The organism is 'Vigna radiata' phytoplasma (genome assembly GCF_030586915.1).
Taxonomy (GTDB): domain Bacteria; phylum Bacillota_I; class Bacilli_A; order Acholeplasmatales; family Acholeplasmataceae; genus Phytoplasma; species Phytoplasma australasiaticum.
Genome location: NZ_JAOSIS010000006.1, coordinates 1 through 23,455, shown reverse-complemented (window position 1 = coordinate 23,455; position 23,455 = coordinate 1). Strand labels below are relative to the sequence as shown.

21 protein-coding genes and 3 tRNA genes are annotated in these 23,455 nt (G+C 24.7%); 2 read left to right on the top strand and 22 right to left on the bottom strand.

Annotated elements, in window-relative coordinates; all coding sequences use genetic code 11:
- The 7 genes from OC710_RS01005 to OC710_RS00975 all read right to left on the bottom strand — a co-directional run.
- On the bottom strand, nt 1–591 hold a 591-nt coding region (locus OC710_RS01005; RefSeq protein ID WP_304514966.1), incomplete at its 3' end, for a reverse transcriptase domain-containing protein.
- 713 nt (nt 592–1,304) lie between these two features.
- On the bottom strand, nt 1,305–4,061 hold the full coding sequence (locus OC710_RS01000) for a cation-translocating P-type ATPase (RefSeq protein WP_004995042.1): 2,757 nt from the start codon (nt 4,059–4,061) through the stop codon (nt 1,305–1,307).
- Between the two features lie 109 nt (nt 4,062–4,170).
- Nucleotides 4,171–5,439 carry a hemolysin family protein gene (locus tag OC710_RS00995; RefSeq protein WP_004995043.1) on the bottom strand — a complete coding sequence of 423 codons (1,269 nt, stop codon included), beginning with the start codon at nt 5,437–5,439 and terminating at the stop codon, nt 4,171–4,173.
- Nucleotides 5,440–5,665: 226 nt separating this feature from the next.
- Nucleotides 5,666–7,087, bottom strand: coding sequence for a proline--tRNA ligase (proS, locus tag OC710_RS00990; RefSeq protein ID WP_004995047.1), 1,422 nt, complete (start codon nt 7,085–7,087; stop codon nt 5,666–5,668).
- Between the two features lie 193 nt (nt 7,088–7,280).
- A complete protein-coding gene (gene metK, locus OC710_RS00985; RefSeq protein ID WP_275040465.1) occupies nt 7,281–8,138 on the bottom strand; it encodes a methionine adenosyltransferase in 858 nt (285 codons plus the stop codon).
- A 1,406-nt stretch (nt 8,139–9,544) separates the two neighbouring features.
- Nucleotides 9,545–9,868, bottom strand: a complete 324-nt coding sequence (locus tag OC710_RS00980) for an S-adenosylmethionine synthetase N-terminal domain-containing protein (protein ID WP_036690887.1) — start codon at nt 9,866–9,868, stop codon at nt 9,545–9,547.
- A 115-nt stretch (nt 9,869–9,983) separates the two neighbouring features.
- Nucleotides 9,984–10,409, bottom strand: coding sequence for a hypothetical protein (locus OC710_RS00975; RefSeq protein WP_004995049.1), 426 nt, complete (start codon nt 10,407–10,409; stop codon nt 9,984–9,986).
- 206 nt (nt 10,410–10,615) lie between these two features.
- On the opposite strand from OC710_RS00975, the gene OC710_RS00970 reads away from it, so the two are divergent.
- A tRNA-Thr gene (locus OC710_RS00970) sits at nt 10,616–10,689 on the top strand.
- Nucleotides 10,690–10,785: 96 nt separating this feature from the next.
- Nucleotides 10,786–10,860, top strand: a tRNA-Gly gene (locus OC710_RS00965).
- A 769-nt stretch (nt 10,861–11,629) separates the two neighbouring features.
- Here OC710_RS00965 and OC710_RS00960 read toward each other — a convergent pair.
- The 15 genes from OC710_RS00960 to OC710_RS00890 all read right to left on the bottom strand — a co-directional run bounded on the left by OC710_RS00960 (nt 11,630) and on the right by OC710_RS00890 (nt 21,971).
- Nucleotides 11,630–11,848: a 30S ribosomal protein S15 gene (locus OC710_RS00960; RefSeq protein WP_004995051.1), complete on the bottom strand. Its 219-nt coding sequence runs from the start codon at nt 11,846–11,848 to the stop codon at nt 11,630–11,632.
- Between the two features lie 122 nt (nt 11,849–11,970).
- Nucleotides 11,971–12,294 (bottom strand): cyclic-di-AMP receptor, encoded by a 324-nt coding sequence (locus OC710_RS00955; protein WP_004995053.1) that lies wholly within the window; start codon nt 12,292–12,294, stop codon nt 11,971–11,973.
- A gap of 149 nt (nt 12,295–12,443) precedes the next feature.
- Nucleotides 12,444–12,517 (bottom strand) — tRNA-Cys (locus OC710_RS00950).
- 131 nt (nt 12,518–12,648) lie between these two features.
- Complete coding sequence (rpmG, locus tag OC710_RS00945) at nt 12,649–12,798, bottom strand: 50S ribosomal protein L33 (RefSeq protein WP_004995055.1); 150 nt, start codon at nt 12,796–12,798, stop codon at nt 12,649–12,651.
- A gap of 194 nt (nt 12,799–12,992) precedes the next feature.
- On the bottom strand, nt 12,993–13,199 hold the full coding sequence (locus tag OC710_RS00940) for a hypothetical protein (protein WP_004995057.1): 207 nt from the start codon (nt 13,197–13,199) through the stop codon (nt 12,993–12,995).
- Between the two features lie 44 nt (nt 13,200–13,243).
- Nucleotides 13,244–13,531 carry an HU family DNA-binding protein gene (locus OC710_RS00935; RefSeq protein WP_004995059.1) on the bottom strand — a complete coding sequence of 96 codons (288 nt, stop codon included), beginning with the start codon at nt 13,529–13,531 and terminating at the stop codon, nt 13,244–13,246.
- Between the two features lie 236 nt (nt 13,532–13,767).
- Nucleotides 13,768–14,748, bottom strand: a complete 981-nt coding sequence (locus OC710_RS00930; protein WP_004995060.1) for an NAD(P)H-dependent glycerol-3-phosphate dehydrogenase — start codon at nt 14,746–14,748, stop codon at nt 13,768–13,770.
- A gap of 5 nt (nt 14,749–14,753) precedes the next feature.
- On the bottom strand, nt 14,754–16,064 hold the full coding sequence (gene der, locus OC710_RS00925) for a ribosome biogenesis GTPase Der (RefSeq protein WP_004995061.1): 1,311 nt from the start codon (nt 16,062–16,064) through the stop codon (nt 14,754–14,756).
- Nucleotides 16,052–16,744: a (d)CMP kinase gene (cmk, locus tag OC710_RS00920; protein WP_004995063.1), complete on the bottom strand. Its 693-nt coding sequence runs from the start codon at nt 16,742–16,744 to the stop codon at nt 16,052–16,054. The genes der and cmk overlap by 13 nt, the downstream gene beginning before the upstream one ends.
- Before the next feature lie 87 nt (nt 16,745–16,831).
- A complete protein-coding gene (efp, locus tag OC710_RS00915; protein WP_004995066.1) occupies nt 16,832–17,410 on the bottom strand; it encodes an elongation factor P in 579 nt (192 codons plus the stop codon).
- Nucleotides 17,403–18,302, bottom strand: coding sequence for a tRNA (adenosine(37)-N6)-dimethylallyltransferase MiaA (gene miaA / locus OC710_RS00910; RefSeq protein ID WP_004995069.1), 900 nt, complete (start codon nt 18,300–18,302; stop codon nt 17,403–17,405). Before miaA ends, efp begins: the two co-directional genes overlap by 8 nt.
- Nucleotides 18,295–19,062 (bottom strand): TIGR00282 family metallophosphoesterase, encoded by a 768-nt coding sequence (locus OC710_RS00905; RefSeq protein ID WP_004995072.1) that lies wholly within the window; start codon nt 19,060–19,062, stop codon nt 18,295–18,297. The genes miaA and OC710_RS00905 overlap by 8 nt, the downstream gene beginning before the upstream one ends.
- Nucleotides 19,063–19,086: 24 nt before the next feature.
- Nucleotides 19,087–20,673, bottom strand: coding sequence for a ribonuclease Y (gene rny / locus OC710_RS00900; protein ID WP_004995075.1), 1,587 nt, complete (start codon nt 20,671–20,673; stop codon nt 19,087–19,089).
- A gap of 429 nt (nt 20,674–21,102) precedes the next feature.
- Nucleotides 21,103–21,498 (bottom strand): hypothetical protein, encoded by a 396-nt coding sequence (locus OC710_RS00895; protein WP_004995078.1) that lies wholly within the window; start codon nt 21,496–21,498, stop codon nt 21,103–21,105.
- Between the two features lie 5 nt (nt 21,499–21,503).
- Nucleotides 21,504–21,971 (bottom strand): hypothetical protein, encoded by a 468-nt coding sequence (locus OC710_RS00890; protein ID WP_304513455.1) that lies wholly within the window; start codon nt 21,969–21,971, stop codon nt 21,504–21,506.
- Nucleotides 21,972–23,455 lie beyond the last annotated feature (1,484 nt).

Genomic DNA, 23,455 nt, shown 5'->3' with positions numbered 1-23,455 from the left:
TTTGTTAATGTTTGAGAGCGTTTTATGCTTTTTGATGAACTGATTGAAGGTTCTCATCAGAATCTCATGATTAATGGTATCAAAGTAACCTTTTAAGTCGATTTTGATAATATAATCTATTCCTTTAAATCTTTGTTTGACGCGTTTGATAGCATCATGGCAAGATTTTTTGGTTCTAAATCCAAAGCTCCATTCTGAGAAGATATTTTCGAAATAGGAAGTTAAGAGTTGTTCCAGGCATTTTTGCATCAATCTATCCTTGATGGTCGGTATGCCCAAAGGTCGGGTTTTTTTATTATCTTTAGGAATGAAGATTTTTTTGACTGGTTTTGGGTGGTAACCATTATTGACGTATTCCCGATAGTATCTTTTTAATCTTTCCAGATTGATTCCATCGATGGTTTTATTGTCAATTCCAGGTGTACCCGCCCCTTTGTTAGCGGCGATTCTATTGAATGCTGTTAACGTGTTATAAAAGTTATTCATTCCTTGTTGCAGCTCTCTTTTTAGAGAGTAACCATTTGATGAACAATTTTGAATTCTATTCAATGTTTGTAAAAGTTTAGTTTCTGGTGAAACTGTTGTTGACATAATATATCAACCCCTTTTCCTGATACCATTGAATAACTAGTAAATTACTTTGTTCTTTCGCCCTATAAGGGTGATTAACCTTCTTCTTGATAAGACGATTAACTAGATTATTCCACATCTAGGTTTACCCTTACGACTACTAAAAAGATGTTTTATCCTTGACCATCCAGACTTTTATTTCCGGATTAGTAAATTTAATTACTTAGTTTTAGGATTCTCCAAGTTACACTAAAATTCTACCTTAATTCTTTAGGGGAAGTATCCTCGTTAAGAGGCTGATTCCAGGTTTCCTTTATCTGATAAACTATCCAATACAAAATATAAATATCGATAGATTCCGGACTATCTGGGTCAAGCAACTTACAGATAGGTTCATTAATTACATCCATTTTCCTTCTTAGGCCATTACAGGCTTCTCCATCGAATTATTCGGTGGCGGAGTCATCTTGACTAATTTGCTTTCGTCACAACCCGCTTTTATGGTCTGCTATAATTCAGTATTCTTTCGTTTACTAAACCGACCATCTCCTTTCAAGGTTTATCGGCCCTGACTATTGGTTAAATAGTACGAAATTTAGGACTCTTTGGCGCCCCATCAAAAATAACAAAAATTACCAAAAATCAATAAAAACTAAAAAAATAATTAATAATAATTTTAAAATGTTTTCAAAAATTATTAAAATTTAACCAATACAATAAAAATACAAAAAATATTAAATCAATTTATACTTCAAATATTTTTTATACAATTCAATAATAAATATAGGGATAAAAGACAAAAACATAATTATATTAATATCCCAAAACGATAAATTAGCCAAATTAAAATATTTTTGGCAAATAGGAATAAATAAAATAATTAATTGCACTAAAAAACTTATTATAAAATAAATAATAAAAATCGGATTTTTTGTTTTAAGAGAAAAAATAGATTCTGATAAACTTCTAAAATTCCAAGCATGAAATAATTGTGAAAAAGCCAAAACCATAAAAGCAAAAGTTTGAGCATATTTAGCATTATCGACATCATGTATATAATATCCTAAAATAGCAGAACCAAAAACAATAACGCCCAACATCAAACCTTCGAAACAAATTTTATACAATGACGCTTTATTTAAAAAATTAATGTCTTTTTTAACCATGGAATTATTTATCATATTAGTCTCAGGCGGCTCCATACCTAAAGCTAAAGCCACTAAAGAATCAGTAACTAAATTAATCCAAAGTATTTGTAAAGTATTTAAAATAACAAAATCCAAAGGAAAACAAAAAAATCCCAATAAACTATTAAATAATATAAGACAAATTTCTCCCATATTACAACTTAATAAAAACATTAAACTTTTACGAATATTAACAAAAACATTTTGCCCTTCTTTAATAGATGTTACAATAGTATTAAAATTATCATCCATCAAAACAATATCAGCGCTTTGTTTAGTAATTTCAGTACCATTCAAACCCATAGCCAATCCTACATCAGCTTGTTTGATACTAGGCACATCATTAACACCATCACCAATCATAGCAACTACATAACCTAATTTCTGCCAAGCTCGAACAATTTTTAATTTATGTTCCGGAATAGTACGAGCATAAACTTTAATATTCGTCAAATTTTGTAATAATTTTTTTTCATCTAATTTATCTAATTCAGATCCATCGATTACTAAATCTGTTTTTTTATTTAAAATGTTTAATTTATTAGCTACTTTGATAGCTGTATAACGATTATCACCTGTAATCATAATAGTTTGAATATTAGAGTTATGACATTCCTGAATAGACTGGAAAACTTCCAATTTTAAAGGATCTTCGATACCTGTTAATCCCACTAAAATAAGATTTCGACGTAAAATATATAAAATTTCTTTAACAGAAATATTATCAGATAAAAACTGAGAATCAAAAAAATTTGTATAAGCGACTCCTAATATTTTATAACCTATTTTAGCTTGTTTATTTAATTGAAATTCAAATTCGTCTTTATATTTTGCATTTTTAATAACATTATTTTTTGTATTATTAATACAAATATAATATGATAAATCCAATAAAATTTCACCAGCACCTTTAACAATAGTAAAATATTTATTTTTATCTTTATATATAGTAATCATTAATTTGAACTCGTCATCAAAAGGAAACATTTTAATTAATTTATATTGTTTTCGTAATACATTAATATCAATATTTAAAAATTTAGCTAATTCCAAAAAAGAACGATCTACAGAATCTAATAAATCAAAACAAGAAATATTTTTTTCATTATCATGTTGAGCAATACTATTACATAAAATACCATAATTAATTAATTGTTGATAATTAGAAATTAAATTATCAGGAATTAATTGACTAGAATAATCAATATTAAAGTGATTTGAATAAACATATAAAAATTTAATTAATAATTTATTTTGAGTAAGTGTTCCTGTTTTATCTGTACAAATAACATTAATAGCTCCCAAACGTTCTAATGTTTTTAAACTTTTAACAATAGCATTGGATTTAGCAATTTTTTTTACTCCAAAAGCAAAAATAATAGTCATAATAGCTAATAAACCTTCAGGAATAACAGCCACAATTAAAGCAATGGAAGATAATAAATAACTACTTATAATATTCCAATTCAAACTATTGAAAAATAAATAATATTTTAAAATATTAAAAAGAAAATTTATAAAAATCAAAATAAAAATAATAAAACTCAAAATTTTAGTTAATCTTTGTAAATAAAATTCTAAAACTGTTTTTTCTTTTTTAACTGTTTGAGACAATTTAGTAATACGACCTATTTGCGTTCTCATTCCTGTATTAATAACTACAGCTTGGGCATTTCCATTAATTATAACAGTATTCATAAATAACAAATTTTTATTATTTAATAAATTTGAATCAATAACTTGAACGTTAGTATTTTTAGTAACTGAATTTGATTCACCTGTTAAAATGGCTTCATCCACTTGTAAATTATTAGAAGTTAATAGACGTAAATCAGCAGGAACTATATCTCCTTTATCTAAAAAAATAATATCTCCTGGAACTAAATGATCACTAACAACGGATTTTATATTAGATTCTCGTAAAACTTTGACATATATTTTAGTAGTTTGGGTAATAATATCAAAAGATTTATCTTTTTGATACTCATGAAAAACACCAAAAATAGCATTACCTAATATAATTAAAAAAATTAAAATACCTTCATACAATTCTTCTTGATGACGATTTAAAATACCTATAATTAAAGTAATAAACGCTGATGTTAATAAAATATATATAAAAAAATTATTAAATTGATTTAAAAATTTTTTTATTAAAGACTTAGGTTTGGGCTTGAACAATGTATTCAAACCATGTTCGATTAATCTAGATTGAACTTGTTGTTCTGTCAATCCTGTTTTTAAATTAGTTTGTAACTCTTCTACTAATAATGATATTTCAGAATTATAAAACAAAGAATTCATATATAACGAAAACCAAACCTTCTAAGGAATATGCCTAATAATTATTATTAATTTAAACAATAAAATTAATAAAAAAATTTTAATTATTGTCGATATAAAAAAATTAAAATCATTTTATTTGTTTAGGAATATTAGATTTAGTAACTCTAACTTTGGTTATAACTAAACCGTTATGAGATAAACCATCAAAAATCCAATCATTATACATTATTCGAATTTTTTCATTACTTTCTGGCATTCTACGCAATTTATCTAACATAAAACCGCTTAAAGTATCATAATCATCTACTGGTAAATTAGCGTTTAAATATTCTTCTATATCACACAGATGAGCAGTACCTTTTATAATAAATTCTTGATCGGAAATTTTTACAATTTCGAAATCGTTTTTATCATATTCATCCTGAATTTCGCCTAGAATTTCTTCAATAACATCCTCAATAGTTACGATACCAGCTGTACCTCCGTATTCATCAACTACAATAGCCATATGTTTTTGTTTAGACTGCATTTCTTTCAATAATTCGCTAATATTTTTAAATTCTGTAATATAAAAAACTCGCCTTAAATAATGATTAATATTAAACTTTGAATAATTATTCTTATAAGGACGTTGATCATTTGTAACTAATAAAACCTTAAAAAGATCTTTAATATGAACGATTCCTAAAATCTTATCTAAATTTTCCATATAAACAGGAAATCGAGTATATTTTTCTTTTAAAATAAATTCTCTCAATTCATTAATACTAATATCATGACGAATAGCTACAATTTCTTTTCTATGACGCATAATATCTGAAACTTTAGTGGTATTAAAATCAAAAATATTTTGTATCATATTGTTTTCATTACTATTAATAACTCCTTGACTATAAGAAGCACTTAATAAAAAACGTAATTCATCTTCTGAAACAATATCTTGAGTTTTATTCGGATCAATTCTTAAACAATATAAAATGAGATTGCTTATTTGATGTAACAACCAAACAAAAGGTTTCATAAAAAAACAAACTAAATTAAACAAACCTAACAAATAATAAGCAGTTTTTAAAGGATAAATTAAAGCAATTCGCTTAGGAATAATATCCCCTAAAACCAAAGAAAGAATAGTTAATAAAATTTGAATTTCACCATGAGAATCATGATGCAACATATAACCTTGAATAACTGTTAATATATGAATAACTATTTGAATTACAGACAAAAAATGAGTAGGTTTAGATTTAATTTTTTTAATTTTTACGGCTTTTTTAATACCTTTTTCTATTTCAAGATCTAATTTGCTTTCACTTAAAGAAACTAAAGAAATTTCAATAGCTGACAATAAAGCATTGATAAAAATTAATGCTATGATAGTCAAAATAATTATACTCATTTTATTCTATAACCTCTTTCACATTTAACTGTAATAAAATATGGGTTATAAAAAATAAAACTTTTTAAATAATTATTTTTATCATCATTTTCCATATACGTTTAAATTACCTTATTCTCCTTTTTTTAATTTCTTCTTTTATCAAGAACAACTTTTAATAATTCTACCATAAATTCAAATAAAAGTAAAATCGTTAAATTCTAAATTCATTTTAATTACAATGTTTTTAATAAGCTCTAGCAAATAAAATAGTTTGATTTGCTTTTTTGTTAGTAACAGGACAAATTTTATTTAATAATTTTTCTTTTAAAATAACTCTAGCTGTTGCTCCTGTTTCTTTTTTGATAATATCTTCCGCTTCGTTAGCTAAAACACTCATCTTAACATATCCCTTTTTAGATAAATAAATTTTAAACTCTTCATAATTATTAGCAATATAAATATTTTTTTCCATACGTTGCAAAGCATTATCGAACATGTTTTTATGAATATTTTTAATCAAATTCGAGATATTTAACAACAATTCGGAAGCATTAATAACAAGTTTTTTTCGACTGTGTCTAATAAAAATGGTTACTTGTTCGTTTTGTAATTCTTGTTCTCCTATTTCTAATCTCAAAGGAACTCCTTGCAATTCATAATGACTAAATTTCCATCCAACATTTTTATTTTGTATATCTAATTTAGTACGATATTTTTTAAACAATTGTTTATAATAAAAATTAACTTTTGTTAATAAAAGTGAATTATTTAATCTTAAAGGAATAATAACTATTTGTATAGGCGCAATATAAGGTGGCATCACTAACCCTTCATCATCGCCATGTACCATAATAATGGCACCTATTAATCTAGACGAAACAGCCCAAGATGTTTGATGTGCTAATTGCATAATAGAATTTTGATCTTGAAATTGAATCTTAAAAATTTTAGAAAAATTAGTTCCTAAATAATGAGAAGTACCTGCTTGCAAAGATTGACCGTCATACATTAAAGTTTCAATAGCATAAGTGATTAAAGCCCCTTTAAATTTTTCTTTTTCTGTTTTGATGCCTGAAATAAAAGGTATAGCTAATAATTCTTTACCTAATTTTTTATACAAATTTAAAATATAAAGAGTTTCTTTAAGAGCTTCTTGTTTAGTAGCATGAACTGTATGTCCTTCTTGCCATAAAAATTCTTTACTCCTTAAAAAAGGTTTAGTATTTTTTTCCCAACGGACTACGCTGCACCATTGATTAAATAATTTAGGCAAATCTCTATAAGAAGTAATAACACTCGAATAATACTTGGCAAAAATTACTTCTGAAGTAGGACGCAGAATTAATCTAGACAATAAAGGTTGATTAGCAACATTATCGATAATAAGAGTTTCAGGAGCAAAACCTTGAATATGTTCTTTTTCGAGTTGAAATAAATTTTCAGAAAAAAGTAATGGAAAATAAACATTCCTATGATTACTTTTTTTTAAATAATGATTTAAAAATTTTTGTATCATTTCCCACAAAAAGTAACCATTGGGCAAATAAATAAAAAAACCTGGTACATCAGAATAAGAAATTAATTTAGCTTTTAAACAAAGGTCTGTATACCATTGACTAAAATTAATATCACGACAATGAACCGTTTTAACTAATTTATTTTTCATATAATTTTTTCTTATAACCTTTTACAAAATAACCTTAAAATACTACAATTATTACATAATAAATATTTATTAAAGAATATTTTTACAATTAAAATTATCTTAATAGTATTAAAATATCGAAATAAATTAAATATTCCACCAAATTTAACATATTTAATATATTAAAAACTAAAAATAAAAATAAATATATTAATTAATTTTTTTTTAACAATTGAGAAAATAATTTAATTTGATCTGTTTTTTCCCAAGTAAATTGATCATTATTAATACCAAAATGTCCATATCTAGCAGTAATATTAAAAATAGGTTTAGTTAACTTTAATTTCTTAATAATACCTTGAGGACTTAAATCAAAATTCTTATAAATAGTATCTAGAATTAAATTGTCATCAACATTACTAGTATTAAAAGTATTAATAAACAAACCAACAGGAAAATTTAATCCAATTACATAAGCTATTTGTAATTCGCATTTATCACAAATTCCCGAAGCAACAATATTTTTGGCTAAATACCTTAACATATACGCTCCGCTACGATCTACTTTAGAAGCATCTTTGCCGCTAAAACAACCGCCTCCATGATGCACTCCGCTACCATAACTATCTTGGATAATTTTTCTCCCAGTTAATCCGGTATCAAAACAAGGACCTCCTTGTGCAAAACTTCCTGCTGGATTAATATAAAATTTAGTTTTTAAATTGATAAATTTCGATGGAATAATAGGGTTAATGATGTATTTTATAATAGAATCTGAAAAATTTTTATTATTTTTAACAATATCACTATGATGACAAGAAACAACAATCGAATCAATATAACTAGCATTACCATTTTCATCATATATCATAGTTAATTGTGTTTTACCATCTGGTTTTAAAAAAGGTAAAATTTTATTTTCTCTTATTTTAGTTAATTGTAAAGATAAATTTCGAGCTAATATAAACTGTAAAGGCATAAAATAGGCTGTTTCGTTTGTAGCATAACCAAACATTAAACCTTGATCACCAGCGCCACCATTGACAGAAACAGCTTTATGATCGGGATAGATTAACTCGGTTTAGAAAGTGCATTGATAATTTAACTTTCATATTCGCAATTAGCCCCCCACAGAACCGGACAAGCAAGTTTCCAAGCATCCGGCGCCTAATATCTGATTACAGATATTGAAACTCTTTCGCCATGTAAAGGTTATTACCCTTTGCCGTGGTCAGGTTCTTCTAAAATATTCCAATCCTAGAATTAAACTGACGACTACTGTAAGTTTCGCTTTTCCCTTGAGCCTAACAGCTGTTAGTTTTAACCCTTTGGTGGTGCTTTTAGGGAGATCAAAGTTACGACATAATTCTACGAGAAGTGTTAGGTGCAGTTTACAATTGTTGCCAATTGGAGCATTCATAAAAATATTAATAACAATATTTTAATGAAATTAGTGTAGAAAAGGGTTAGTTTTTAACCATATTGATAATATAAATGATGCAAAATTCTAACATCATATATCTTTCCTAATCCTGGTGTCAATACCTTACCAGAATGTTTACAGATTACCACGCTACCTAACCGCTTAGGGATTTTCACCTTCTCCTTAACTTCTGGTCTGGCGCTGACTTATTGACTAGATATTTCGTCTCATCGCGCTTGCGTGCTTTTGCTGTTATTAATTACTCTTTCGAGACAATTAATCAAGCCCACCTTACAGTGTTTACGTGACCTCTGGAGATTATCGCTCCAGGCTATGCGTTAAATAGCGGAATTATGCGCATCTTTTGCGCCCAATTTCTTCAGATTGTTGATTTAATCGGGATAGAAATTAGAGCGTTTTAAGTATTTCATTCATTTACTCTAAGCCCCCCACACCACCGGACAAGCAAGTTTCCAAGCATCCGGCGGTTCCAAAACATAAATAAATTAAAATTTATTAAAATGTTTTAGTTTCTCTTTCGCCTTGCAATTAGCTTTCCTAATTTCCTTGGAGAGTCAGTTCACTTAAAAATTCCATTTTAAGCTTTAAATATCTCTCGACTACTATGATTCTGCTTTTCCCTTGCTTTTTTGAAATACAAAAAAGTTTAGGGAGATGAAAGTTACTCTAAATATTTACCTCATGATATTAGGCGAGAAGACCAAATAATATTTAATTATAAAAAAATATAATATTGGTAGGATTGCAAATAAAATTTTTTCCAAAAGAAAAGAACAATTATAAAAGACATTTAATATCCTTTTATAAGATTGCAAACTGTCGAATAAATAGCTACAACAGGTTTCGTTATTACTCCTTTTTTCTCTTCAATTCTGCTTCTAGAATTTATCCATAATCATATTTCAACTTGCAATCGCTTTCTTGTATAGCTATATTCTACTCACGTTGCTTTGAGAATTTGCTATAATTACTTCTATTTTCATAGAAATAACCAATTCTCTGTTGCCGTTTTTTGTTCCAAAACGTACAATAGGTTAAATTGCGAAATATTTAGGCATCTTTTCCGCCCTTAAATTAACGATTAACAAATCTGAATAATAAAAATTATCTTCTTTATTTATATATCCTATATTTTTTACTGTTTCTCGAATAATAGTTTCTATTGTTTGTTTTTCTAAATTAATAGAACTTTTAATTTCTCCACAAAGAATAATTTTATTTTTAGTTACTATCGTTTCAATAGCGACTTTTGCATTAGAATCTTGTTTAAGATAAGCATCTAATAAAACATCAGAAATTTGATCTGCTATTTTGTCAGGATGTCCTTGAGTAACTGATTCTACAGTAAACTTTTGCATTTATTGATTAAAAACTCACTTCCTTATATTACACTTTATAACAATAAATTATTTTTTATACCTAACAATAAAAAAAGACTTTTGCAAGTCTTTTTTTATGATATATAAAAATAAATTAAAAAATTTTATTAATTCGCACAGCTTTTAAACCTTGCTGGGTAGATTCTACATCAAATTCAAAAAGAGCACCTTGATAAAAAAAATTTCTTCTATCTTCAGGCGTCATTTCTATAACAGATCTATCTGCAATTTGTGAAACATGGAAAAAAACTTCTTCTAATGATTTAGTATCTAAACCAATTAACTCTTTAATTTCTGAATATTTGTCATTAATAGCATCGCTTGAAAATTCAGAATCTGATGACATATCTTTTAATTCTTGTACTTTATTTTGCAACATTAATTGCTGTTCTTCGGATAAATTAGGATTTCTATAAATAAATCCATAATTTCCTTTTTCTTCATGATTATCTGTTGTTCTTTTTTCTGAAAAAAACTTTAAATAACCTATACTACGTGGACTAATTTGATCTGCTGACATTTTAAAAAAAACTCCTCTGCAATTGCATTCTAATTTCATTCTCTAATTTTATTTTAATTAGTCGAAATAGTCACTTCCATTATACACAAATTCATAATAAAATTAAATATTATATTTAACAATGAAACAATAAAATTTAATATTACAAAAATTATTTTTTTTATTATGTTTATGATATAATTATTTATTAAATGCTAAACAATATAGCCCTTATAGTTTAATGGTAAAACACATCAATGGTAATGATGTAATATAAGTTCAATTCTTATTAAGGGCACCAATTATTTTGTAAAATCCATTAAATTTTTTGGTAAAATCTAATAGTAAGAGAAACTAAATAATAATTTTTAAAAAAATTATAATTTATAATTAAAATGCGGGTGTCGTATAATGGTTATTACATATGCTTGCCAAGCATATAATGAGGGTTCGATTCCCTTCACTCGCTCCATAAAAATTAACAATATTTATAAAAAATTATTACTGTTAAAGTAAAAAAACAAACTAAACAAAAATTTTTTATTAATTATCACTAAATAAATATTTTTAATAAATAAAATATTATTTTATTAAATTTTAAAATTTAATAATTTTTAAAAATAAAATTTCGAAAAATTATAAATTAATCAAAATCGAATTAATAAATATTTAAATTTAATAAAATCAAAAAATTAGCAAGAAAATATATTTTATTAATTATTAAAAAGATTAAAAATTATTGAAATTTTTTTAAATTTAAAAGATTATTCAATTAAATAAGACACCTAACAATTAAAACGCCATGTAATTATATTTATTAAAATATCGTACATAAATCAACTCAAAATCAATGGCCAAAATTACTAAAGAAATTTTAGGCCATATTTTAGATAAATCAAAAAAATTTTGAAATTAATAAGAATGATCGAAAAAATAATTAATTAAAAATAAAAATCGATTATAAAATTTTTACCAATGTATTTCGCTATATGCAGTAAATATAACTTCTCTTATCTTTAAACAACAAACAAATAGATAACAGATTTTTAACATCACCAAATTATTTTTTTAATTTTTTATAAACAATTTTATATAGTAATTATTTTATTTTTATAAGTAAAAAATTTAATATTTTATTATGTCTAAAATTTTTATTTATTTTTATAAAAATTGGTAATACTTTTTTAATATTTAAATACTTAAAAAAAAATAAAAAAGAAATATTTGATTAAGATAAAAACTTAATTAAGAATATTTCTTTTTATTATTTTTAACTGATGACGTTTAATAATTAAACTACGTTTAGCTTGAAAATCACCAGGATGTTTTTTAACATGATATGATAATACTTCGATATTAGAGTTTAATAAATTAAACTGTACTTTATTGGAACCCGTATTCACGAGATTAGCATCACATTGTTCTAAAATTTTTTTCTTTTGCTCTTTATTCAAAGCCATGGCTCAGTGATATCCTTTCAAACTACAAAAACAAAATTAATTTAAATTAATCAATAGATTAATTAAATTAATTATTATTTATGTCAATCAATATTATTAAATATTTCTCCTTTAACGAATAATTATAACTTTAAAAATTTTTCCACATCTAAAATAAAAATAGTAGCTCCACCAACAGAAACTTCAGAAGGCAAAGAGTAATAAGCGGAAAATTCATTTAAAATATCATTCGGTATAATTTGTGTTTTTTGTCGAGAATGGAATCTAATAATTTCTATAGCTTGTTCCACTTTATCAACTGATAAACCTATAATTAAAGTAACATTTTTTTTACTTAAAAAGCCTCCTTGAGTTGATAATCTTGTGCTAAAAAAGTTATTTTTACTTAAATTATGTTGTACTTCATCAGCATCTTCTGATGAAACAATAGCTAAAATTAATTTCATTTTTTTATTCATATGCTACTATTATATAATATTTAAATCTATAAAAAATATTATTTTATAAAAAAATTCAATAATATATATTTCCAAATACAATAAATTCAATTTAATTTACAATTAAAATAATATATTTGAAACATATATTAAAAAAATGGAGGCCCTGAACGGATTCGAACCGATGTTCAAGCTTTTGCAGAGCTATGCCTTACCACTTGGCTACAGGGCCATAAAAATAATAATAAAAGAAGTAAAAATACTATTTTCCAAAATATCTAAATAATAAAAATTTAAAATTTATTGCATTTAAATAACTGAAAAAATAATATAAATTAATATTCTTTTAATCATTAAATTAATTTATTTTTTCTCTTTATGGAGTAAATATTTTCTTTCGAAAGGACAGTATTTATTTAATTCCAAATTTTTAGAATTTTGTTTTTTATTTTTATAAGTATGATAATTTTCTCTGCCACATTTCTGACAAAATAATTTTACTAATTCACTCATTTTTCTAATAACCTCATGAATATTCTGAAAACTAAATAATCCAAATTATTACTAAAATTAAAACGATAATTAATATCGTTATAAATTAAAAAAATAGCTATAAAACTATTCTTTTAATACTATAATAAAATTTTTAAATATTTAATATTTATTAAACTATATTGAAATTGAACTACAAAAAAATTTAATTTACATTAAATTTCAATTATTTTAATAAGTTTTTTATCCAAAACCTCTGGATAACGATATTTTACTTCTCTCATTTTCTTAAATAAAACACATACAATTTTATTTTGAATATCAATTCTAGTAACTACACCTATTTCTTGTTCGCCTGCAACACTAACTTTAGCTCCAATAAAATGGCGATAATGATTAATATTTTGATCTAAATAATTCAAAAAAAATCAACCTCTTTTTCCAACAATTTAATTTATATATTTTATTATTCGGATAAGATTTTTTTAAAATCTCTTTTAACTTTAGGACTCATTTTAAATGTTGGTACTGTTTGAGGAGGAGTAATTCTGATTTCAGATGTAGTAGGTATTTTAAATTTTCTTGATTTACGATAGGACATTTTAAAAAAACCTAAATAAGGAATTGTAAATTTTTCTTTTTTATTTAAAGTGTCACCCATGATATCATATAAAGATTTGAAAAATTTAACAACATCTTTTTTTTTCATATTTGTATCTTTAGCTACTTTAGATATCAATTCAGCCTTACTCATTATTTGTTTTGGCTCCTTTATTAAATTTTAAAATCATTTTCAATTAAATAAAAGCTAAAAATCTTTTTAACTTTTTATTAAAATCCAAATTTAGAGAAAATAAATTAATGTTTTTATGAACAAAATAATATAAATATATTCTTAAACATTAAAATAATGTCAAAAAACTTGAATCTAGTTTGATTTTAGCATAAAAATAAGTTTTATTAACACAAAATCGTTATTTTAATGTAAATTTATTTCATAATCGCTTTAAAGAGATAATTTATAGGTTTATTTTCTATAACCACTTGATAAGCACTTTTAATAAGGGGCAATTTTATATTTTTATCTAACATTAAATGATAAAAAGCTTTTAAATTATTAATACCTTCTATAGTTTGTTGACTATTATGATAAATTGATGCAATATCCAAACCTAAACCTATTTGGATACCAGCTTTATAATTACGAGAATTTTCATTAAAACTCGTTACTATTAAATCACCTAAACCTGCTACGCTTAAAATTGTTTCTAAAGAAAACCCTAAACATTTCATTAACTTATATAATTCCATAATAGCTATACTAAAAAAAGCGGATTTAGCATTATTTTTAAAATTATTCCTATCTAAAATACCACTGATTAAAGACAAAACATTTTTAAAAGCACTACATATCTCGCAACCATAAACATCATTAGACAAAAAAACTTTTAAATAATTTTTATTAGTAAAAATACGATTTATCAATTTAGCGAATTGTAAATCAGAAGAAGCAGATACTAAAAAAGTTAAATATCCTTCAATAACTTCTTCAGCATGAGATGGCCCCATAAGGCAACCATAATTACCAATTTTAAATGAATCCAATTCTTCTTGAATAATTTCTTGAATAGTCTTATAACTTTCCACTTCTATACCTTTAGAAACATTAATAAAATTTTTTGATCGTTGTTCCAAAATAACATTGATTTCTCGCAACAATAATCTTATTTTTTGCGCAGGTATAGATAAAATTATTAAATCAGAATATAATAAAGCTTCAGATAAAATATAAGTAGCTTGAATTTTTTGATTTAAAGCTTTAATAAAAACAGGGTGTTTATGTTGTTTAATACAATTTACATATTCAATATTATTATCATATACTAAAACCCAATGGCCATTATCTGATAAAACTTGAGCTAAAGTAGTTCCCCAAGCTCCACCGCCTATAATAGTAATTTTTTCTTGCATATACGCTAACTTTTCCTTTTGAAAATGATTTTAATAGGTAACCCTTGTAATTCTAAATTTAATCTCAATTGATTTTTCAAAAATCTCTCATAAGAAAAATGAATAAATTTCGGTTCATTAACCAAACAAACAAAAGTAGGCGGTTTATTAAAAATTTGTTTTAAATAATAAAAACGAGCTTTACCTTGTTGAAAAATGTGAGGCGGATTTAATTGAATAGCTTTATACAAAATATCATTCAAAACATGATCTGTAAAATTACTTTTATAATTGGCAAAAATCTTATCCAAAATCTTTATAAACTCATCTAAATTATATTTTTGCAAAGCAGAAATATTAATTAATGGCATATAATCAAGAAATTTTAATTCATTTCTTATATTAATCTTAAATGTATCATAAACCTGATCTGTTTTTGAAATTAAATCCCATTTGTTAGCGATAATAATACAAGGTTTATTTGCTTTAAAAATCATAGAAGCGATATTTTTATCTTGATCACTAATTTTTTGACTCGAATCCATCATAAAACAAACAATATCGCTTTCTAATATAGCCATCGAAGTTCTTAAAAAACTGTATTTTTCTTTACCAGCTTTTATTTGCCCTCTTTTTTTTAAACCTGCTGTGTCAACAATACAATAAAAACGCTTATTATATTCAAATATATTATCAACTATATCTGTGGTAGTTCCAGGAATACTAGAAACAATCATTCTTTCTTCGGATAATAAAGCATTTATAAAAGTAGATTTACCAACATTAGGTTTTCCAATCACACAAAACTTAACCATATCTTCAGTTTTAATGTTATTAGGAATTTGCTCTAATGGACGTTTAGAAATAATACTATCCAAAAGCGTCCCTATACCGATACCATGGAGAACACTAATACCTAAAATTTCATTAAAACCTAAACTGTAAAAATCATAAGTTTCCGATAATAAATTAACATTATCCATTTTATTAACTGCCAATATTACTTTTGAAATTTTCGAATATAAAAGTTTTGCTATTAACAAATCATCTTGAGTAATTCCATCTCGAATATCTGTTACAAATACAATTACATCCGCTTCTTGAATAGCTATTTGAGTTTGATATTGAATTTTTTCCTGAAAAGGTAAATCGTTAAAACTAATACCACCTGTGTCAATAATGATAAAATTTTGATTTAACCATTGAGTATCAGCATAAATACGATCTTTAGTAGTGCCAGCTTTCGAATCCACTATAGCTAATCTTTGCCTTAAAAGACGATTAAATAAACTAGATTTACCTACATTAGGGCGACCTACAATAGCTACTTTAAACATGTTTTAACCGATATTTCCCTTTTAATTAAATTCTCTATTGCATTCACTGTTTCTTCAATAGACAAATTAGTACTATCTATTAAAATAGCATCTGCTGCTTTTTTTAAAGGAGCAATAGAGCGTTTTTCATCTTTTAAATCTCGTAATTTAATTTTTTTCATTATCTCAAATAAATTTATAAAATCTTTATTTTTAATTTGTAAATCTTTTTGTTTCCTTAAAGCTCGTTGCTTTATACTAGCAGTTAAAAAAATTTTTAAATTAGCATCGGGCATAACAACGGTACCAATATCCCGTCCATCCATAATAATATAATCATGTTCACGCATTATTTGATGTTGTAATATTAAAATTTTATTTCTAACAGGTAACAAAGAAGAAATATTTGAAACTTTACTTTCAATATCAAAATCGTTTAAATTAACAGAAAAATATTCATTATTTAAATAAAAACCATTATTTGTTAACCTAATATTTAAATTTTGTAATAATTTTTCTAATTCATGAAAAGCCAAATTATCATTATTATAATTAATTTCACTTTTTAATATATAAAAAGTAATTATACGAAATAATAATCCGGTATTTAAATAAAACCATTTTAATTTATTAGCTAATAGTTGACTAACAGTACTTTTACCAGCTCCAGCTGGGCCATCAATAGCTACTTTAAAATTCATAGCAATAAAAGAAACTCCTTAATATAAACAATATTTTAATTAAAATAAAAAATTCTTAAACATAAAAAAAATTTTAAATGATTAAATTTATTTTTCGTTATAACGAGAAACATAACAATCATTAGAGGTATTAATAATAATCTTTTCTCCTGTTTCAATAAACACAGGAACTTTTATAATTAAACCTGTCTCTAAAACAGCTTCTTTATAAGCAGTATTGCTTTTACGATTATTGTCTCCGGAAATAACAGGATCTGTTTGATGCACTTTTAAAACTATTTTATCTGGTAAAATTGTTCCTAAAATATTATTTTGATCACAAAAAAGAAATTCAACCATAACATTTTCAGCTAAATATTTTTTAATATTTTTAACATCTGATTCAGCAATTTCAATTTGTTCATAAGTATTTTCGTTAAAAAAAACGTATATTCCGTTTTGTATATAAGAAAATTTTAATTTCAATTTATTTACTAAAGCTGTTTCAATTTTAATACCTGAATTGAAAGTATATTCAATAATACTACCTGTTTTTAAATTTTTTAATTTACTTCTAACAAAAGCAGAACCCTTACCAGGTTTAACATGAAGAAAATCAATTATTTGATAAATATTATTTTTTAATTTAATAGTCATTCCTGTTTTAAAATCATTTGTATTAATCATTTAATTTACCTTTTTTCAAAAAATTTTTAATTATATCAATAGATTTCGTTTCTAATTGAGGATCCAAAGCTTCTAATTGCACCAAAGATAACATTTGATTCATAAACCAAGTTTTTTGTCTTTTAGCATATTTAAGAGTTTTGGTAATGATTAAATCATAAGCTTGTTGAAAAGAAATTTTCTTTTCCAAAAACTCTTTAATCTCTCGATAACCAATAATATTAAAATTAGCATTAGGATATTTATTCATTAAATATTTAACTTCTTGAACAAAACCTTGTTTTAACATTTGTTCTAATCTTAATATAACACGCGGTTTTAAAAATTGAGTTTCTATATTCAAATAAATAGTCAAAATATCAAATAATGGCCTGTTTGAACCATTCTTTTGAGACCTTAAACTATTACAAATTGCTTGACGATAAGCACTAATAATCCGGCGCGGGTTTTTAATATCTAAAACTAAATTCGGATCTTTTTCGAAAAGAAAAGTTAACATATGTTCGATGGTTACATTTTGATAAAATTGATTTTCATAATTTTTAGAAATATTTAATTCATAATCAAATAAAGCTGCTTTAATATAAAGACCACTGCCACCAACAATAAAAGGAATTTTAATATTCATAATTTTATTTCTTACATCTTTTTGGAAATAAAAAATATTATATTGTTCTCCAGGATTAATAATGTCCAACAAATGATGAGGGATATGAGTATCTTTAAGCGAAATTTTGGAAGAACCAATATCAAATTCTTTATACATTTGAACTGAATCAGCATTAATAATTTCTCCACAAAAAAAATTAGCTAATTTCAAAGAAAGAGAAGTTTTTCCTGAAGCAGTTGGACCTACAATAACTATAATTTTTTTTTGCATTTTATTATTCATGATATTTAATTTTCATAATTTTTTGTTTTTTACCTAATGTCAAAACCACTCCATTTAATTGTCTTTTGCCTTTAGCAATTTTATGTTTTAATTTATGATTATTTAAAAAATTATTAATAATAATATTTTTATCTTGACCTATTATACCATCCAAAGGGCCTGTCATACCTACATCTGAAATATAAAGAGTTTTTTTAGGCAAAATTCTTTCATCATTTGTTTGAACATGAGTATGAGTACCGACAATAGCATTAATTCTTCCATCAAAATAATTCGCTAAAGCTAGTTTTTCGCTAGTCGCCTGAGCATGAAAATCTAATAAAGCATAATGATATTGATTTTTATAAACTTTTAAAACATTTTCTACTTTTTTAAAAGGGCAAGATAAAAATTTATTATTCATAAAAACCCGACCCAAAGCGTTCATAATTAAAAGTTTTTTATCTTTATACTTAATAATTTTATGACCATAACCTATATGTAAACTATCATCATTTAACGGTCTTATAATATTAGTATGCTCTATAAATGACTTTAAATCATGATTTTTCCAAGTATGATTTCCCATAGTAATCATATTCACACCTGAAATTTTTAAATTATAAAAACTTTGAAAATCTAATCCTTGTCCTTCTGCAGCATTTTCTGCGTTAGCGACAACAATATTAATTTGATAACGTTGTTTTAAAAAATTAATTTTTTCAATTAAATAATTAATTCCTATGGAACCGCAAATATCTCCAATAAAAAGAATATTCATAATGATACTACCTTTGTATTAAAATTAACTAATGCTTAAATTTGAAATTTCGGTCAAACGAACTTCTCTAATAACAGTTATTTTAATACTACCATTATATCTAATATTTTTCATAATTTGATCTTTAATTGTTTGAATTACTGTAAAAATTGCTAAATCATCAATTTGTTTAGGATCCACAATAACTCTTATTTCTCGACCAGACTTAATAGCATAAGATTTTTCTACACCGGGAATTTTATTAGCGATTTCTTCTAATTGAGTAATTCTTTTAATATAATTATCTAATGAATCACGGCGAGCGCCTGGTCTAGAAGCGCTAATGGCATCTGCAATAGCAACCAAAACAGCAATAATACTACTAGGTTCTTGATCTTCATGATGAGATGCTACAGCATCTATTACTTCTAAAGGTTCTTTATGTTTCATAACAATATCTAAACCTATTTTTACATGACTTCCTTCTAATTGATAATCTAAAGATTTTCCAATATCATGCAATAAACCTGCTCTACGAGCTAATAATTCATTTTCTCCTATTTCTGCAGCTAATTTACCTGCTAAAAAAGATACTTCTAAAGAATGTTGTAAAACATTTTGACCATGACTAGTACGAAAATGCAAAGAACCTAATAATTTTATTAATTCTTCGTTTAAAAACCCTATTTTAGCTTCTAAAACAGCTTCTTCACCTATATCTTGAATAAAATTATCGAGTTCATCTTGAACCTTGGTAAAAGTTTGCTCTATACTAACAGGTGTAATACGTCCATCTAAAATTAAAAATTCTAAAGTTCGACGTGCTATTTCACGTCTTTTAGCATCAAAAGAACTTAATATAACAGTATTTGGTATATCATCTATAATTAAATCTACTCCTGTTATAATTTGAAAAGTTCTAATATTTCGTCCTTCTTTGCCAATAATTCTCCCCTTTAATTCGTTATTATCTAAATAAACTATATCCACATTATTTTCAGAAGAGATTTTACGAGATAATTGTTGCATAGCCGAAACTAACAAAACATTAGCTTTCTTTTTAACTTGAAATTTACATTCTTCTTCTTGAGATTTTATATAACTCATAATTTCTTGTTGAGAATTTTTGCGAATTTCATCCATAATAATTTTTTTAGCTTGTTCCTTAGTTAAAGAAGCAATGTTTTCTAATTCATTTTGTTGTTTTATAATGAGATTTTGAACTTTATTTTGCATTTGTTCAATTTGTGTTTGAGAAATATTAATTTTTTGTTCTTTCATATACAACAATTCTTCTTTATCGTTTAAATATCTAGTACGAGAATTTAATAATTCTTCTTTATGAATAATCTGTTCTTCTAAATTAACAATTATGCGTCTTCTTAAATTCAAATCTTCTTCCACTTCTTTTTTTAAAATATGGATTTCTTGTTTAGCTTTTGAAATCATTTCTTGAGCTATTATTTGGGCATTAGAAATTTTTTCTTGAGCATTTTTTTTTGTTGTTTGTATAATTCTTTTAATTTTTTGTTGATAATAAAAAATTAAATAATACAAAAATCCTAAAATGACAATAATTAAGGGCAAGTAAATAAACAAAGCAAGGAACCATTTTGTTGATGTTCCTAACATAATAATAAATTTATGCCTTCCGTTGTAATTGTTTGTTTTAAATATTATTTAAACTTAATTGATTAAATTATGATAAAAAACAAAATATTTTTTTATAATTAAATTTTTTTTGAAATGCTCTACATCTAATAATTTTTTTTTAAAAAACAAAAAAAATAAACAAATTAATTTTTAATTAATTTGCTTATTATAATTATAATTTATAAAAAACCACATTTAATTATTAAAATAATACATACAATACTAATTAGATAAAAGTACGTACATTACATCCCATATATTTTTATATTAAGATTTAAATTATTTTATGTTAAATTAAATGAGTTAGTAACGAAATTAATAATAATTACAATATTTATATATTGGACTAAAAAATCAAGAAACTTATAATTTTAATAAAAAAACATATTAATATAATTGTCAAAAACATTATCTGAAAGCAAAAACAATTTTATAAAAAGTTGTGCGTATCAAACCAAACGAAGAAGCTATAATAGTTTTTAATACAGATGGCGAGATTTTTTTAGATCGGGGAATATCTTTAATTATTTTAGCATTAGCATTTGTAGAAGATTTTTTATTAAGATATTTTTCACCGTAATCTAAATCTTTTTCCATCAAACTATCGGAAATTACAGAAAGTTTTTCGTTATCTTCGTATTCAGAATCTATTATTGTTAACGAATTGTCATTTGTAGAAATTTTTTTGTTATCTTTGTATTCAGAATCTATTGATGTTAACAAGTCTTCATTTGCGGTGATAGAAGATATTTCATCATAATAAATATTTTTTAATTCTAAAATATCATTATCTTGTTTTTGCAATTTATTTATAGCTTTTTTTCAGTTTTTTCCTTATACTCTACAGAATCCAAATTCTGATTTTGATTAGAGATATATCTTGTTTTTTTGTTTTTTGATCGTCTAGGAGATTTCTGAGAATTAAAGACTACACGGTTTCTATTGAACTGACCTTGTCCTAAAGATTTTGAATTATCAGTTTCTGCATGGCCTACCTTTAACTGACCTTGTCCTAAAGATTTTGAATTATCAGTTTCTGCATGGCCTACCTTTAACTGACCTTGTCCTAAAGATTTTGAATTATCAGTTTCTGCATGGCCTACCTTTAACTGACCTTGTCCTAAAGATTTTGAATTATCAGATGTTGTTACATATTCTAAAGGTTTAGCGCTTTGACTTTGACCATCATAATATTGATTTATCTTTTTATCAATATAATCACCTAATTTATTTAGAAGGCCCTTATCAGCAACATTTCCAGCTATATTACCTAACAAATCAATTGTTTTATTTAATGTAGTAGTAGTAGGTGAATCTAATTTTTTATCATCTATTTTATCAGTTTTTTGATTATTAATGTTTGTGTTATATAAAGAATCAGAACTAGATGGTGTTGAAGCAGAAATATATTCTAAAGAATTATCGAAATTAACACTATATTCATCTTGTTCATGTGAATAGAAATAACATAACTCATTTCCATAAATATTTATATAAATTATGTTAAACCCTCACCCAAACCGCACGGGCATATTCCTATGCATACGGCTTTCCGAGTTAAATTATACATTATTATATGTATCTTTTCCTCTGTTTTTCTTCCCCTTGTGTAACAGGAATTACCTGCGCCTTGGTAGGACATGACCCCTACGAGTACTATATCGAGATAGATTAAATCGGTTTTTGGAAAGCGAAATTTACGCTTTCATATTCGAAATTAGCCCCTCACGGAACCAGACAAGCAAGTTTCCAAGCATCTGGCGCCTAATATCTTTGTTATTGCTAACTTAAATAAATTATTACTTATTTATTTTATGACATTCACAGATATTTTATTTTTTTATAAATCAAAAAATTTTTATTTATTAAAAGATTATTAATTAATAATATCCACAATATAGAATTTTATGGCAATTGTTAATAATAAAACTTCTAATTTACCCATTTAACAATAAATTATTTATAAATAAATGATTAAAATATTATTTGTAGATTTCTCGAATAAGTTGGGTGGTTTTTTAGTAATTCTGAGAGTTCTAGCTTTTCAAGTATTATTAATCTTTTTAATATTTTCATAAATCATTATTAATTAATATACATCAAAAAATAATATTAATATAGATTTTATATATCATGAATATTTTGAAATTTTTATTTAATTATTTTTAAAAATAATAACTAGACTCATAAAATCAGAAACCAAAATTCCATTCGGTGAATTTTTCTTCATAAACAAGCGTTAGTAATGAATTCATTTTTTGATTGAATCATTCTAGCTTTAATAATTGAGATACCTAACAAAATAAATATTAGTGACCATTTATAATTAAAAATAATTACATTACTTTCGGGTAAATTAGTACAAATTAACAAATTATTATTTAATAGATTTATCATTTTTTTTAATTAAATATATCGATAATTTTTATTATCAACTGTAACCATAAATATTATTATGTTATATTGATTAACTCTCGTTTATATTGGTTTTTTAGAATTTATTTTTTAAAACTATATTAGAGAGATAATTATTAAAATTCCTTTAAATTGCAATTTATTTTTGATCAATAAATATAAAATATTTAGTAGTATTTATAATCTACATCATTAGAGGAAGTTATTTAAGAATGTCAAAGATATTGAAACTCTTTCGCCATGTAAAGGTTATTACCCTTCGCCGTGGTCAGGTTCTTCTAAAATATTCCAATTCTAGAATTAAACTGACGACTACTGTAAGTTTCGCTTTTCCCTTGAGCCTAAC